We start from the raw sequence: 14,496 nt of genomic DNA on the forward strand, positions 1-14,496 counted from the left end.
AAAACCTGTTTGGCCGGGATAAAACCCAAAAGGCCGCAGGCGATAGCGCCACTCATAGCAGTGATGGCCAAAGGAATAAGTTCAGTAATAAATAACAGAGCCACTATCGCTAATACGATTAAACATTTGATTGCAGGAGCCATAAACTCACCTCATTTCCCAAAATAGTTTACACATAATCCTCCTTCTTGGTTACTTGATCACCTTTGTGATTACACTTTTATTGTAGGAATTTATAATTACAGCGTCTAGTTTAACAATATATTAAAATGGCGAACATTATTGCCGCTAATAGTTTAATTAAATTAAACAATAGTTTATTTTTTTGTTGCTAGAGCAACATGCAATCAAACATGGCTCGCCAACAGCATTTACACCTACTGTTGCTGCAGCAAATTTTAACCATTATAGATATATTTTCATATTTATTTTCGAGTCATAAATTTTAAAAATACTTGCAATAAAATATTAAAGCAGTTCCATCTCTTTTTTAGACGAAACTGCTGTTTCAATAACTCATTTTTCATGATAATGAGCAGTAAAATACTTTTTTCCTTACGATTACTCATACCCCCTCTGCCATAGAACTAACAAAATTACAAATACCGACAAAATTCTCATTCTCTATCTGATCCGTTACTTACTTTTTTAAATACAGTCTCAACTTAAAACAGCTGTAGCTGCAATAATACAAACGTTTGCGCCCAACTCGTTCCATATACACATGATGAGTTTTGTTACAGGCAAATTCTTTTCCACAGATAGGGCAAATCTGCATCAGCCATTTATGGCATTCTTTTTGCTCCTGTTTTTCTTCCATTTACTCCATCTGCCTCCTTTCAAAACCAAAATACTGCCCCGCAGCAGATACATATGCCCTGCCTTTCTGAGTTTGTCAGTTCTTTCAGTCTCCAGCTTCCAACCAAGATACTTAACGATCAATGGTAAATGTTTTTTTACATTTAATTTTCAGCCTATCCAGACCATAATTCCACTTTAAGTACCACTGCGCTGTATATTCAGCATTATATTCTGCTGACGTAATATTATAGACTTAATAATTCAAAGATTTCCTGTGCCCAAGCAACATTATAAATTTTTCAAGTTAAATATATCAGATGAAATATAGTTATTTTTTACAATTAACAGCTCTCTAGTTGTAAAAAACCTTTTAAACCAGCCAGTATTTTTGAAAAACTGCGATATACAGCGTTTAGACTACCATACATTCTTCGCAGGAAGTAATTAGCATCTTACCTGCGAAAATGGCTTGTTAACAACTAATTTATACAAAAATGAAACTTTGTTTATAACATTGATATATGATAAAATTATTTTTATATAATATACTGCTTTAAGCAGTAATGGAGGTGAACATGTTTCCTGACGGAAACAGATTCTTTGGAATATTTTAGTATACTTTTAAATGTTATTATCATCCTGTTTTTAGTTGCTCTCAACGGCTTTTTCGTTGCATCAGAATTTTCTATAGTTAAAGTGCGACCTTCGCGCCTTGATACTTTAATAAAAGAAGGTAACCGGCAGGCAGTCTATGCCCGACAGGTCACAGAGCATCTTGATGCCTATTTATCTGTAACCCAGCTTGGTATTACGCTTGCTTCTTTAGGTCTTGGCTGGATCGGTGAACCCGCCGTAGCTAAAATGCTGACACCGCTTTTTCATTTATTCAATATCCCGGCGCAGCTTGAACATACGATCGCCTTCGTTGTAGGCTTCTCTGTCATTACCGCACTGCACATCGTTCTTGGCGAGCTTGTACCAAAATCTTTATCTATCCAGAAAACAGAAAAAGTAGTGCTGTTTATAGCCTGGCCCCTGATCGTATTCAATAAGCTGATGTATCCGGCAGTCTGGTTTTTAAACCATGTCGCCAACTGGACCCTTAGGCGCATGGGTATTCATGCTGCCAGCGAAGCAGAAGAAGCACACAACGAAGAAGAGATTCGTATTTTAATGGAAGAAAGCTATAAATATGGTTATATCGATAAAACCGAACTGACCTATCTTGATAATGTCTTTGATTTTTCTGAACGTCATGCCAGTGAGATCATGGTCCCGCGTACGGATATGATCTGCCTGTATCTTAAGGATTCCTTTACAGAAAACATCGAAGTCGCTCTCAGTGAACGCATGACCCGCTATCCGATCTGTGAAGAAGACAAAGATCATATTATCGGTTTTCTGCATATCAAAGACCTGCTGCGTGCTTTAAACGCAGGTCAAAAGCCTGACTTACGCACTTTAGCCCGTGAAGTTCTGGTAGTACCAGAATCAATGCCGATCAGTAAACTTCTGCGTCTGCTGCAGAAACAGCGCAAACAACTGGCAATCTTAATCGACGAGTACGGCGGTACTGCCGGTATGGTAACCATCGAAGATATTTTAGAAGAAATCGTCGGTGAAATTCAGGATGAATTTGACGAGGAACGTCCTGAAGTTGAAGAAGAAAGCGATAAAACCTACTCTATTGATGGTAAAATGCTGCTTGAAGATGTCAATGACCTTTTCGGCCTTGAATTAAGTTCTAACTCCTGCGACACAATCGGCGGCTGGGTTTATTCCCAGCTTGATTACCCTCCGCAGCTGGGACAGTCTGTAAAACTGCCCAAAGCGGAATTCCTGGTCGAAGAACTGGATAATATCCGCATTACCCGCCTGAAAGTTAAATTACTTCAGGAGCCCGGAAGTATCCATCAGGGCATGCTTGAAGAACAGCTCAATAAATAAAAAACACCGCGAATTATTCGCGGTGTTTTTTATTGCCATTATTTCTTTAAAGCTTCTACTACCCTACCATATGCTTTTAAGGCTTTAGTATTGGCAGACTGCATAGATTGCAGACGCCAGCCTATCAAAAGTCCGCTGTCGCGATAAAGCGCACGGCTGTTATTCCCCTTAATACAGTTCAGCAGGCATTTGCTGCTGTAAACATCATAAACCAGTACCTGGATCCGCTGGTACAGTTCTTTGATATCTTTCCAGGCAGTTTTACTGAGCCTGTCAATTTTAAGACTGCGGCGGGCATAATAAATAGCTTCACAGACGCGTAAAATACTTTTAGCCTGCGCTTCGTCTATTTTTTCCCCTTTAATATCAAGTTCTTTCAGCATATTATACCAGTCTTCTACACGACAGCCTGCCAGCTGTTCAACTTCCACATAATAACTGTTCTGCCATAATGATTGTTCAGTCCACGCCAGCAGTTTAAAAATACAGTGACTGTACACTCCCTGTTCCAGCTGTTTTGCTACTTCCGCAAGAATATTTTCTATTTCTTCCGTCAACTTTTCTGCCAGCTGCGGGCGCTGCAAAATAGTGCTGCCCGCCGTTCCATGCAGCAGCTGCCACTGCATCAGCAGCCGTTTATAACGAAACAGTACATCCAGCGTACCAGCAGGTTCCGCCAGTAATTTACGTATTTTATCATACTCCCCTTCAGCCAATAACGGCTTGATAAGCGCCAGTAAAGCCTGCAAATGCTTGAACTGCGGCAGCAACAGCTTATCGGCCTGCACCAGCACATTTTTATCCGTTATCAGTCTGTTTTGCAGTTTCAAGATCCGATCGCCATAATACTCCAGCAATTTACTGAGCTCATCCTGCACCATACCGCCACGGTCGATTTTCAACCGTCCCTTTGGTATTTCATGTTCTTCGCCATTACCAAGCAAATGCAGGCCACGGGCAAATTTGCTGCGCGGTTCAATAAAAATCGGTATTTTAGCAGCTATTTGAGCCGTGAAATCTAATAAATCCGCTTTCGTTCCAGCTTTGATTTCCAGCTCAACTTCATCGATTTTTTCTTTTTGTTTTCCGGCATTGATCTTGCCCTGGTCAATCGCCATTTCCAAAACAGTCTCAGGAGTTACCTGCAGCAGCCTGATCTCCCTTTTCACTTCTACGGTAAAAAGCTTCTGCAATTCTTCTCCTGCCAGCAATTCTTCCAGATCAGTCTCCAATCCTAATTCTGTGAAACCACTCACTGTCGGACTATCTTTTTTCAAAGGCATGTTAAACTCACGTCGAGCCGAAAGTCCTCCCCCAGACGCTTGCTCTGTTTTTACTGTAGCCTCATATTTTTTGCCGTTACGCCTGATGCGATATGCCATTCCAGATTCGGTCAATTTGTATGACGCAGTATCGTAATACGTTGTCAGCAGCTCCTGTTTTGCCAAACTTCCCTTAATCATTGTAGCAGTAATAAGCTCAGATGCCAGCAGTTTTTTCAGATCCCTACGGGCAATCGTCAGTTTCATTTCCATTTCCACTGTTTTATCCATGTTATCGCCTTCCTATTCCGCTATTGAACCGCGGACATCTGTAAAAATAACCTGGGGAACATCTAAATCATATACCCTGGGAGTAAGCGCACGCAGGTCTTCGATCCGCCAACCGGCATTCTGTTCCGCCAGCTTTGACAAGGCTTCTTCCAGACTTTCTGCAGCTACGATTGCCAGTGCATCCAGATAAAAATGGTTTTGCACACAGGGCTCATTGATCATACTGTGGCTGTGATAAGTTTTGTTATGACGCCAAACGTAAACCTTCATCAGTATCTACTCCTTTAATTTTTTATGTTCACCGCCCAAAGCCCACCACGCCAGAGGCAGGCCAAAAGCTATAATAACTACAGCTACAGACACATACAATCCTCGGCCGCCTAAAATAGAATCAGCCAGTAAATTATATGCAATCGCTCCCGGAAGCATTCCCAGTACAGTTGCAGCAGCATACAGCTGCAGGTTCATCTTACAGCAGCCGGCAATAATGCTTACCGGATCATACGGAAAAATAGGTACTGTGCGCAGCCACAGCATCTTAACAAATCCGCCGCTGCCGCTTAAGTAATTAGTCAGCCTTTCACCCCACGAGCCGCCATAACGATCTAGCAGCCTCCTGCCGCCGCCCAGACTTCCCAGCGCATAACATAAAACAGCACTGCTCAGACCACCGCACAGCAAATATACGATACCCAGCATTGGCCCAAATAAAATACTGGCGCTGAGATTTAAAAAAATACTTGGAAAAAACAGTACCGGCCGCACAGTATATAAAGCTATATAAACTAACGGCCCCAGACTGCCGTACGACGCTACCCAACGGCGCACATCTTCGACTGAGGAAGGATGCAGGATATAAGGCGAACTATGCAGCTGCCAGACAACCCAGATAATAAATATCGCCAAAACAGAAAAACGCAGCATTTCGCGATGACGCCTGCAACTGTTCAAAAAATTTTCTATCATTTATTTACCACCATTCTCTTTTTATATGATAGCCTGTTCTGACTATTTTCGCAAGGAAATGCTGGAAAATACAAAAACAGCCGGCAAATACTGCCGGCTGCTGCATTTATTTCTGATTTCTTTTTTTGCCAAGGTAAGCGGCTTTGATATCAGGGTTTTCCAAAAGCTCCTGACCGGTCCCGCTCATAGTTATTTTGCCAGTCTCCAGTACATAAGCCTGATGAGCCACCTTCAGCGCCATATTAGCATTCTGTTCGATCAAAAGGATCGTCATACCTCTGCTGTTGATCTCCTGAATGATATTAAAAATATCTTTAATGATGAGCGGCGCCAGTCCTAAAGACGGCTCGTCCATCATCATCAGCTGAGGACGCGACAGCAGTGCCCTGCCTACAGCCAGCATCTGCTGCTCACCGCCGGATAAAGTGCCGGCCATCTGCCAACTGCGTTCCTCCAGACGCGGGAACAATTCATATACCCATTTGATGTCTTTGGCTATTTCTTCTTTATCATTGCGCATATACGCGCCGATTTGTAAATTTTCCAGGACCGTCAGATTCGGGAAAACCCTTCGTCCTTCCGGAACTAAAGTAATACCTGTTTTAACGATTTTCTGTGAATTAAGCCCGGTAATATTCTGTTCATTATAGCTGATAGTACCACTTTTAGGCTTTACCAGCCCAACAATGGTCCGCAACAAGGTGCTTTTACCGGCCCCGTTAGCGCCTATCAGCGTAACGATCTTACCTTCCGGCACTTCCAGGGAAATACCTTTGAGCGCTTCGATGCCTCCATAAGCTACAAATAAATCCTGCACTTTAAGCATCTTCATCCACCCCCAGATAAGCGTCAATAACGCGCTTGTTATTTTGGATCAGCTCCGGTGTGCCTTCAGCAATAGTCATACCAAAATCCAAAACATAGATACGGTCAGATATTTCCATAACCAGATCCATATGATGCTCGATCATAAACACCGTCAGATCATACTCGTCACGAATCTGGCGGATAAACTCCGTCAGTTCATCAGTTTCTTTAGGATTCATACCCGCTGCCGGCTCGTCTAAAAGCAACAGACGCGGACCAGTTGCCAACGCACGCACGATCTCCAAACGACGCTGCTGCCCATACGGCAGACTGGACGCCTTTTCATCGCGCAGCTCCCATAGATCAACTTTCCTCAGCAGGGCTTCGACCGAAGCTTCCATCTCACGCTGCTCTTTATTATACCAGGGCAGGTGCAGAGCCGCCGACATAAAATCGGATTTCAGGTGCAGATGCTTGGCAATCATAACATTTTCATATACTGAAAGATTTTTGAACAGACGGATATTTTGAAAAGTACGTGCTACGCCCATTTTGGCGATTTCACTGGGTCTTTTACCGGTTATTTTCTGTTCTTCACCCTGCGCGTCTGTATAGATCACGTCGCCGCTGGTTGGAGTATAGACCCCGGTAATCATATTGAAAGCCGTCGTTTTACCTGCACCGTTAGGACCGATCAGTGCAACAATCTCGTGTTCATTGATCTCAATATTAAGCAGATTTACAGCTGTCACACCGCCAAACTGCATTGTAATATTATCAGTTTTTAAAATCATCTTTCTGCTCCCTTCCGCCCAAAGAAGCTGAATGGATTTTTACAGAAGGCACGGATATTTTTCCAGGTCAGCTCGCTGGTCCCCATGATCCCGTGCCGCCAGAAAAGCACGCAGGCCATCAGCAGCGCCGAGAAAATCACCATCCTGAAACCAGGACGGAAAAGCGGAATATCCATACCAAAAAGCATCAGGGGTTCGTCAAATACACGCAGGAACTCCAGCCCGGCCGTAACGATGACAGCACCCAGCATACTGCCGGTAATACTTCCCATACCGCCTAAAACGATAATCAGCAAAAAATTATAGGTCAATGTAAAAAGGAAATTCTTCGGATCAACAGTTCCCAGCAGCGCACCATACAAGCCGCCGCCCACGCCGGCAAAAAAAGCACTGATCATAAATGCCAGATTTTTGTGCCAGAACAGGCTTACTCCCATCGCTTCAGCCGCGATCTCATCTTCGCGGATCGCTTTAAACGCACGGCCATAAGAAGAATTAATCAGAAGTGCTATAAAAATAAAAGTCACTGCCGTCGCCAGAAAAATATAACGCACATCATTAAGAGGCGGTATATCTTTGATACCCAAAGCCCCGTTAGTGATGCTCTGCGCATTAGTTATCCAGATACGGATAATTTCGGAAAAGCCCAGCGTCGCCACAGCAAGATAATCCCCGCGCAGACGCAATACCGGCGTACCGATCAGAAAAGCCACTAAAGCGGCTAAAAGTCCACCGGCAATCAGGGCCAGCCACAAGGGCATTTGAATATCAGCGATCAGCGGGTTCATCGGTGCCGCATAAAAAACATTAGGCCGCAGCTCTACAGGCACGGTAAAAATGCCTACAACATAAGCGCCTATAGCCATAAAACCAGCCTGCCCCAGCGAAAACTGACCAACAAACCCATTCGTCAGATTCATGGATAAGCCGATAATTGCATAAACCAGACACAGATTGACGATCCTGCGGATATAAGAATCCATCTCGGTCTGGACGAAGCAGGCAACGCCAAAGAGTGCGGCAATAGCGATCAAAGTAAGGAAAACATCTTTCTTTTTCATCTTCGTCACACCTTCTCAGTCGTTTTTTCGCCCAAAAGGCCGGTAGGTTTATAAAACAGAATCACAATAAGCACGATAAAAGCAAAGGCATCTCGGTAACCGGAAAGCTGCGGGAAAAAAGCAACTATCAGGATCTCTCCCAGGCCGAGTATAAAGCCGCCCAGCACTGCACCCTTGATATTGCCGATGCCGCCGATAACCGCCGCAATAAAGCATTTCAAACCCGGCATAACCCCCATCATCGGGGTAATGCCAGGATAGCGGATACCCCACATAATAGCGCCAATAGCGGCCAAAGAGGACCCGATAATAAATGTGATCGAAATTATTTTATCAATATCGACGCCCATAACGCGCGCGATCTCATAGTCTTTGGAAACTGCACGCATAGCCATACCTGTTTTAGTATGATTTACAATGTGCAGCAGCACAACAAGGCTGATTATTGTAATAACGGGAATGACCAGACAGATCGCCTGGATCTGAATCCCACCGATAGAAATATTCTGCGATAAAAGTTCAATATTAGGAAAACGCATCGGACGGCCGCTGAATAAGTAATTAGCCAGGTTTTCCAATAAAAATGAAGCGCCGATAGCAGAAATAAGAACAGAATTTTTCGGTGCGTCACGCAACGGACGATAAGCCGTCCGTTCAATCACTACACCTAAAATTGCCGTAGCAATAATGACTCCGACAAAAGTAATATACCAGGGAATGTGAAAAACGGTAATACCGAAAAAGGCAAAATAACATGCCATCATAACGATATCGCCGTGTGCAAAGTTTATCATCAATAAAATGCCATAGACCATCGTATAACCGATGGCGATCAGGGCATAAAGACTGCCGAGAGATATGCCGTTAGCCAAATGCTGCGCAAGACTGTCACCGGACATATTCGCAATCGCTTGGAAAAATTCCATGAAAAACACCTCATGACACAAAAGAATTGCTCCCTTCCCTTAAGGAGAAGGGAGCACTAACATAAAGCAAAAGGGTTATGAAAGAACCAATGAATTATTTAGCTTCTACAAAATCCAGGAATGTAAATTTGCCGTCTTTAACAGTTTTGATCACAGCGCCTTTAATAGGATCGCCGTTTTTATCAAGAGTAGTCATACCGGTTACACATTCCAGATCTTTAGTTGCTGCGATAGCGTCACGAATCTTAACGGTATCAGTAGAACCTGCGCGTTTGATGCCGTCGATAGCGATCAGATAAGCATCATAAGCCATTGCAGTCAATGCGGAAGGCTCGCCTTTATACTCTTTTACGTATTCATCCAGGAATTTTTTAGCTTCCGGAGTAGTTGCTTTTTCACGGTCAAACGCAGTAGAAAGAGCTACGCCTTCAACATCTTTGCCGCCAACATCGATGAATTCCTGAGTTTCCCAGGTATCGCCGCCCATAAAGGGAGCTTCGATGCCAAGCTGACGGGCTTGTTTTACAAGCAGTGCAGATTCGGTAAAGTTACCGGGTGCGAAAATCGCATCAGGATTTTTAGCTTTGATATTGGTAAGAATAGCACTGAAATCTTTATCGCCTGTTTGATAGTTTGCGATCTCAACAATGCTGTTTTCATCACCGGTCAATTTTATGAAAGCTTCTTTGAAGAATTTCGCCAGACCAACTGCATAGTCATTGGAAACTTCCTGCACGATGGCAACTTTTTTAGCACCTTGTTTGAATGCATAGTTAGCCATAACGGTACCCTGGAACGGATCAATAAAGCAGGCACGGAAATAATAGTCATTATTAGCAGTTACCTGCGGATTAGTACAGCTGGTACCAACAGCCGGAACTTTACTGTCTTTTACGATATTACCTGCCGCCATAGACAGCGAAGAACCATAAGAACCTACGATAACGCTTACTTTATCTTTTTCGATAAGGCGGGCTGCAACAGAAGCAGCTTCAGCTTTATCAGATTTGTTATCAGCTACAACAAGCTCGATCTTTTTGCCTAAAACTTCAGGATGCAGTTTGTTGGCAAGCTTGATACCGCGGAGTTCCAGTTCGCCTCCGGCAGCATTATCACCGGTCAATGGCAGGAAAACGCCGACTTTGATCACGTCGGATGCTTTAGCATCTTCCTTTTTCTCGCCGCCGCAGCCTGCTACTAAGCTCATTGCTACTGCTGAAGCCAACAGCGCTGATAATATTTTTTTCATTTTCAATGTAATCTGTCCCTTCTTTACTGTTTGCACAGCTTTTTCCCCTTAACTGTAAATGATTATAACATCAAAGCACGGATGTGACAATATTACTATTTCTTCACAATTTCTTTACAGTTTTCAAACAGCGTTTTTCGTATTTTAACATTTTTGTAAGAATAATGTTGCTGCAAAGCGTTGCTTTTTCACTGTTTTGTCCTCGCAAAAAGAACTTTCCCGAAAACAAAAACACGGCAAGTCCGCCTCTCGTGTACAGTGACATCAGAGATTTTCTCGCCGCGCGTTTTTGTATACAATATACTTTGCATATTTTTTTGTATATCTGCCCTTAACAGCCGTTCTTGCAGCTGTCCCCCGCTGCAAAGGCCTGTCAGCAAATCATTTTTCTACAACTTCGTTGACATAACCAACAGCACTGACAGCGTTAGGCGCGTAGTGATCGGCGCCGATACTGTCAGCATAGTCCTGTGTCAAAACAGCACCGCCCACAACTATACGGCAGTTGCAGACATCACGCAAAGCCTTGATCGTAGCTGCCATTGCACCTACTGTAGTCGTCATCAAAGCTGACAGTCCTACAACATGAGCCTTGTGCTCCAATACAGCTTTCACTATTGCTTCTACAGCTACATCCTTACCAAGGTCGATAACGTTATAACCATAATTTTCCAGCAGTACCTTAACTATATTTTTACCGATATCATGGATGTCACCCTTAACTGTAGCAATAACAACAGCAGTACCTTTTTCCACAGCGCCACCGTCAGCCATCCTGTCGCGTATCACCTCAAAAGCTGCCTTCGCGGCATCGGCGCTCATCAAAAGCTGCGGCAGAAACAGATTTTTTCTCTCAAAACCATTTCCAACAAAATCTAAAGCCGGTATCATCTGAGTATTGATAATATCCAGTGGTTTTTCTGTTTCCAGCAACCGGGTCACAGCCAGACGGCTCTGTTCCTGTAAACCTTTAACGATCGCATCGTGCAGCGTATATTCACTGACAGCAGCTGTCGGAACTTTATTTACGTAATCAGCAAAACGCTTCACATATGCCTTGCAGCCTCCGTCCAATCCTTTTAAAGCTCTATACGCATAGTAAGCATCCAGCATCGCTTTACTCTGCGGATTGATAATAGCGCAGGAAAGCCCCGCCTCCATTGCCAGAGTGAAAAATGTACTGTTGACAGCATCACGTGACGGCAGTCCGAAAGAAATATTAGAAACGCCCATAATCGTTTTGATTTTCTGCTCTGTCAATTTACGGATCACTTCCAAGTCAACAGCAGCGTTGTCAGGTCCCGTACTTATCGTCAGCGCCAGCGGATCAATAATAATGTTACGTTTTTCGATACCGCATTCAGCGGCGCGTGCGATTATTTTCTCCGCAACGGCCAACCTGCCTGCAGCTGTTGCAGGAATGCCGTCATCATCTAACGCCAGGCCAACCACAACAGCCCCGTATTTTTTTACCAGCGGCAGTACCTTTGCCAGCGATTCATCTTTACCGCTGACAGAATTTAACAGCGGTTTGCCATTATATAAACGCAGAGCCCGCTCCATAGTCTCATAATCTGAAGTATCGATCTGCAGCGGTGCCGAAGTGACGGCCTGCAAAGCCAGAACTGTTTTCTCTGCAGCGGCAGCTTCGTTGATACCCGGCACACCTACATTGACATCCAGGATATGGGCGTCATTTTCAAGCTGCTCCAACCCCAGCCGGCAAATATAATCCAGATCTGCGTCTAAAATAGCCTGTTTTAAACGCGGCTTACCTGTAGGATTGATGCGCTCGCCTATGATCACAGGCTCCCCGCCGATAACAACAGCTTTGCCATAAGAAGAAACCACAGTCAGATCACAGCTGCGGCGTCCTCCCGGCTTCATACCATAGCACTTTTCGATCAGAGCTTTAATATGTTCCGGAGTAGTACCGCAGCAGCCTCCGGCGACAGAAATACCCAGTGGTATCATTTCCTGCATCAGCTCTGCAAATTCATCTGCGGCAACGTCAAAGACAGTTTTACCGTCACGCTGTACGGGCAGCCCGGCATTAGGATTCAAAACGATCGGCAGCGAGCATGCTTCTATTAGCTGCGGCAGCAGCCTGCGCATTTGTTTCGGTCCCAAGCCGCAGTTAAACCCTACAGCATCTGCCCCCAGCCCCTCCACCATTGCTACCGCGCTCAAAACGTCAGCACCGGTCAACAGCTTACCATCTTCATCAAACGTCAACGTAACGATCACCGGCAGATCACAGTTTTCTTTTGCCGCCAAAAGCGCGGCTTTGATCTCATAAGTATCGCTCATCGTCTCGATCAGAATCAGATCAGCTCCGTGTCTGGCACCGCTGCGTACCATTTCACCATAAATATCCACAGCTTCCTCAAACGGAAGATCACCATAAGGCGCCAGTAATTTTCCGGTAGGGCCGAGATTCAGTGCCACAAACGCTTTTGTACGTCCGGCACAGGCAGCTTTGCCTATTTTTAAAGCAGCCCCCACAACTTCATCAACGGTGATATCCATCCCTTTAAATTTAAGACGGTTCGCCCCGAAGGTATTGCTTTTTATGATATTCGAACCGTTATTCAAATACGCTTCATGTACAGACTGCACTTCAGCCGCATGAGTAAAATTCCACAGCTCCGGCAGCTCGCCCGGCTGCAGCCCCAATGCCTGCAGCATCGTCCCGGTAGCGCCGTCAAAAAATAATAATTCTTTACCTAATAAATCCCTGAAACCCATGCTTTCATTCCTTTCTAAATTCGCACGCTCGATTAACGCACGCCGCACATTTACTGGTATTGCAGACGGTATCTTCAGTCAATCCTATCACAGCCGTCACTGATTTTATAGGAGTCAGCATATAACCATCGGTCAAAGTCAGACCGATTCGTTTTGTACAATCCAGCAGCATAAGCAGCTGACGCTGATCCTCCAGCCGCCAGTCGCCATACCCCGGTGAAAAACGCGGTTTCAAGTGCAGCCCTGCTGCAGCCGCTATCTCGGCTTCGGTTTCATCACAATAACTTTCGATCAGAGCCGCGCATACAGCCTGAGCAGCAGCTGCCTGTGCTACGTTAGTCAATGCCAGACGCCTCAAAACAGTATCGGCATTACTGCCTAAAGTAGCAGCCAAAACCGCCGCTTTTTGACAGCCCTGCAAATGTCCTGCCAAATTTTTGCTTTCAAAACGCATGCCATTATCTACTAAGGTCACGCCTGCATCATCTACACGGCACGCAAAAATCTGCCAGCAGCTTCTGGGACGCACTTCGTTCCGCAGCTGCAAATAAGCCAGATCAGCCAAAACAGCCGCCTCATTATCATCTTTTTTCGCGCCCATATACCTCACGGCTTCAGCTCTGTCATACTTCATTTTACGATCTCCGACAGATTTTTCATGATCCCGCCGATGATTTCCGGCCGGTTCATCGTATAAACATGAATATTTTTCAGTCCGTTAGCGATCAAATCAACAATCTGCCCCGTAGCATAAGCAATACCCGCCTGTTTTAACGCTTCGGGATCATCTGCAAATTTCTCGACGATAGCGCGGTAATTCGCAGGCAGTTTGGTCCCGCTCAATTCACAGATCCGGTTGATCTGTTTGGCATTTGTCACCGGCATAATACCCGCCACGACCGGCACATCGATACCATGCCGCAGCAGTCTGTACATATAATTGTAAATAATATTATTGTCAAACACCATCTGCGTCACTAAAAAGTCGCAGCCACTGTCGATTTTCCGTCTGGTATTGACAATATCACGATCCAGAGAGCCGGCTTCCGGATGTCCTTCCGGATAACAGGCCCCGCCGACACAAAAATCACCGGCTTTTTTGATTTTCCCCATCAAATCACTGGCATGGGCAAAATCCCCGTCATTGCCATTCACCGCATCTCCGCGCAGAGCCAAAACATTCTGGACGCCAGCAGCCCGCATCTGTGCCAAAACATCGTCGATCTTGGCTTCATCAGCATCGATACAGGTCAGATGCGCCAGCGCTGGGCGTCCGCTGGCTTCTATTGCCCGGGCAATAGCCACCGTCTGACCCACAGATGTACCGCCGGCCCCATACGTAACACTCATAAAATGCGGACCCACCTCGGCAATATCACTGACTATATTCAAAGCATTCTGCAGCTCTGTACCTGCTTTAGGTGGAAACAGCTCGCAGGAAATGCACACCTTTTCGTTTTTTAATAAATCAATAATTTTCATCAGCAGCAACCTCTTTCCCCTAATACACATTTCTAATAATTCTAAACAAAAATGCTAATAAACGCAAATACTATTTATTCTTTACGTTTAACCATTTACTATTTCGCTACAGATGTTACAAAAACAGGTCAAGAATAAAAAGGTATGGGCATGCCCATACCT

Annotated in this window: 13 protein-coding genes and 1 pseudogene; 1 reads left to right on the forward strand and 13 read right to left on the reverse strand. The window is 44.7% G+C overall.

Annotated elements, in window-relative coordinates; all coding sequences use genetic code 11:
• Positions 1 to 143: pseudogene (locus tag C8D73_RS11510) on the reverse strand (SLC13 family permease); the annotation flags it as partial.
• Between the two features lie 497 nt (positions 144 to 640).
• A complete protein-coding gene (locus C8D73_RS10665; RefSeq protein WP_046430893.1) occupies positions 641 to 820 on the reverse strand; it encodes a hypothetical protein in 180 nt (59 codons plus the stop codon).
• 581 nt (positions 821 to 1,401) lie between these two features.
• Here C8D73_RS10665 and C8D73_RS10670 point away from each other — a divergent pair.
• A complete protein-coding gene (locus C8D73_RS10670) occupies positions 1,402 to 2,748 on the forward strand; it encodes a hemolysin family protein (protein WP_021718971.1) in 1,347 nt (448 codons plus the stop codon).
• A gap of 38 nt (positions 2,749 to 2,786) precedes the next feature.
• Here the strand turns inward: C8D73_RS10670 and C8D73_RS10675 are convergent, their stop codons facing one another.
• The 11 genes from C8D73_RS10675 to C8D73_RS10730 all read right to left on the reverse strand — a co-directional run bounded on the left by C8D73_RS10675 (position 2,787) and on the right by C8D73_RS10730 (position 14,334).
• Complete coding sequence (locus tag C8D73_RS10675; RefSeq protein WP_021718972.1) at positions 2,787 to 4,301, reverse strand: CYTH domain-containing protein; 1,515 nt, start codon at positions 4,299 to 4,301, stop codon at positions 2,787 to 2,789.
• Between the two features lie 12 nt (positions 4,302 to 4,313).
• On the reverse strand, positions 4,314 to 4,571 hold the full coding sequence (locus C8D73_RS10680; RefSeq protein WP_046430891.1) for a hypothetical protein: 258 nt from the start codon (positions 4,569 to 4,571) through the stop codon (positions 4,314 to 4,316).
• 6 nt (positions 4,572 to 4,577) lie between these two features.
• Positions 4,578 to 5,267 (reverse strand): TVP38/TMEM64 family protein, encoded by a 690-nt coding sequence (locus C8D73_RS10685; protein ID WP_021718974.1) that lies wholly within the window; start codon positions 5,265 to 5,267, stop codon positions 4,578 to 4,580.
• A 106-nt stretch (positions 5,268 to 5,373) separates the two neighbouring features.
• Complete coding sequence (locus C8D73_RS10690) at positions 5,374 to 6,093, reverse strand: ABC transporter ATP-binding protein (protein ID WP_021718975.1); 720 nt, start codon at positions 6,091 to 6,093, stop codon at positions 5,374 to 5,376.
• On the reverse strand, positions 6,086 to 6,868 hold the full coding sequence (locus C8D73_RS10695) for an ABC transporter ATP-binding protein (RefSeq protein ID WP_021718976.1): 783 nt from the start codon (positions 6,866 to 6,868) through the stop codon (positions 6,086 to 6,088). The genes C8D73_RS10690 and C8D73_RS10695 overlap by 8 nt, the downstream gene beginning before the upstream one ends.
• Complete coding sequence (locus C8D73_RS10700) at positions 6,865 to 7,929, reverse strand: branched-chain amino acid ABC transporter permease (protein WP_021718977.1); 1,065 nt, start codon at positions 7,927 to 7,929, stop codon at positions 6,865 to 6,867. The genes C8D73_RS10695 and C8D73_RS10700 overlap by 4 nt, the downstream gene beginning before the upstream one ends.
• A 5-nt stretch (positions 7,930 to 7,934) precedes the next feature.
• Positions 7,935 to 8,828, reverse strand: coding sequence for a branched-chain amino acid ABC transporter permease (locus C8D73_RS10705; RefSeq protein ID WP_044492164.1), 894 nt, complete (start codon positions 8,826 to 8,828; stop codon positions 7,935 to 7,937).
• A gap of 121 nt (positions 8,829 to 8,949) precedes the next feature.
• Positions 8,950 to 10,104, reverse strand: a complete 1,155-nt coding sequence (locus tag C8D73_RS10710; protein WP_044492165.1) for an ABC transporter substrate-binding protein — start codon at positions 10,102 to 10,104, stop codon at positions 8,950 to 8,952.
• Positions 10,105 to 10,485: 381 nt separating this feature from the next.
• A complete protein-coding gene (locus tag C8D73_RS10720) occupies positions 10,486 to 12,852 on the reverse strand; it encodes a homocysteine S-methyltransferase family protein (RefSeq protein WP_113078190.1) in 2,367 nt (788 codons plus the stop codon).
• A gap of 4 nt (positions 12,853 to 12,856) precedes the next feature.
• The gene (locus C8D73_RS10725; RefSeq protein ID WP_113078191.1) at positions 12,857 to 13,486 is read right to left on the reverse strand and encodes a vitamin B12 dependent-methionine synthase activation domain-containing protein; all 630 of its coding nucleotides are present in this window, start codon (positions 13,484 to 13,486) and stop codon (positions 12,857 to 12,859) included.
• A complete protein-coding gene (locus C8D73_RS10730; RefSeq protein ID WP_113078192.1) occupies positions 13,483 to 14,334 on the reverse strand; it encodes a methylenetetrahydrofolate reductase in 852 nt (283 codons plus the stop codon). The genes C8D73_RS10725 and C8D73_RS10730 overlap by 4 nt, the downstream gene beginning before the upstream one ends.
• Positions 14,335 to 14,496: the final 162 nt, after the last annotated feature.

The sequence above is a fragment of the Phascolarctobacterium faecium DSM 14760 genome (assembly GCF_003269275.1).
In the GTDB taxonomy this organism is placed as follows: Bacteria; Bacillota; Negativicutes; order Acidaminococcales; family Acidaminococcaceae; genus Phascolarctobacterium; species Phascolarctobacterium faecium.

Bases quoted from the DNA above. Each gene is read 5' to 3' on its own strand.
- C8D73_RS10685 (WP_021718974.1), bottom strand. From the start codon at position 5,267: ATGATAGAAAATTTTTTGAACAGTTGCAGGCGTCATCGCGAAATGCTG.
- C8D73_RS10710 (WP_044492165.1), bottom strand. From the start codon at position 10,104: ATGAAAAAAATATTATCAGCGCTGTTGGCTTCAGCAGTAGCAATGAGC.
- C8D73_RS10720 (WP_113078190.1), bottom strand. From the start codon at position 12,852: ATGGGTTTCAGGGATTTATTAGGTAAAGAATTATTATTTTTTGACGGC.
- C8D73_RS10705 (WP_044492164.1), bottom strand. From the start codon at position 8,828: ATGTCCGGTGACAGTCTTGCGCAGCATTTGGCTAACGGCATATCTCTC.
- C8D73_RS10680 (WP_046430891.1), bottom strand. From the start codon at position 4,571: ATGAAGGTTTACGTTTGGCGTCATAACAAAACTTATCACAGCCACAGT.
- C8D73_RS10675 (WP_021718972.1), bottom strand. From the start codon at position 4,301: ATGGATAAAACAGTGGAAATGGAAATGAAACTGACGATTGCCCGTAGG.
- C8D73_RS10730 (WP_113078192.1), bottom strand. From the start codon at position 14,334: ATGAAAATTATTGATTTATTAAAAAACGAAAAGGTGTGCATTTCCTGC.
- C8D73_RS10695 (WP_021718976.1), bottom strand. From the start codon at position 6,868: ATGATTTTAAAAACTGATAATATTACAATGCAGTTTGGCGGTGTGACA.
- C8D73_RS10700 (WP_021718977.1), bottom strand. From the start codon at position 7,929: ATGAAAAAGAAAGATGTTTTCCTTACTTTGATCGCTATTGCCGCACTC.
- C8D73_RS10665 (WP_046430893.1), bottom strand. From the start codon at position 820: ATGGAAGAAAAACAGGAGCAAAAAGAATGCCATAAATGGCTGATGCAG.
- C8D73_RS10690 (WP_021718975.1), bottom strand. From the start codon at position 6,093: ATGCTTAAAGTGCAGGATTTATTTGTAGCTTATGGAGGCATCGAAGCG.
- C8D73_RS10725 (WP_113078191.1), bottom strand. From the start codon at position 13,486: ATGAAGTATGACAGAGCTGAAGCCGTGAGGTATATGGGCGCGAAAAAA.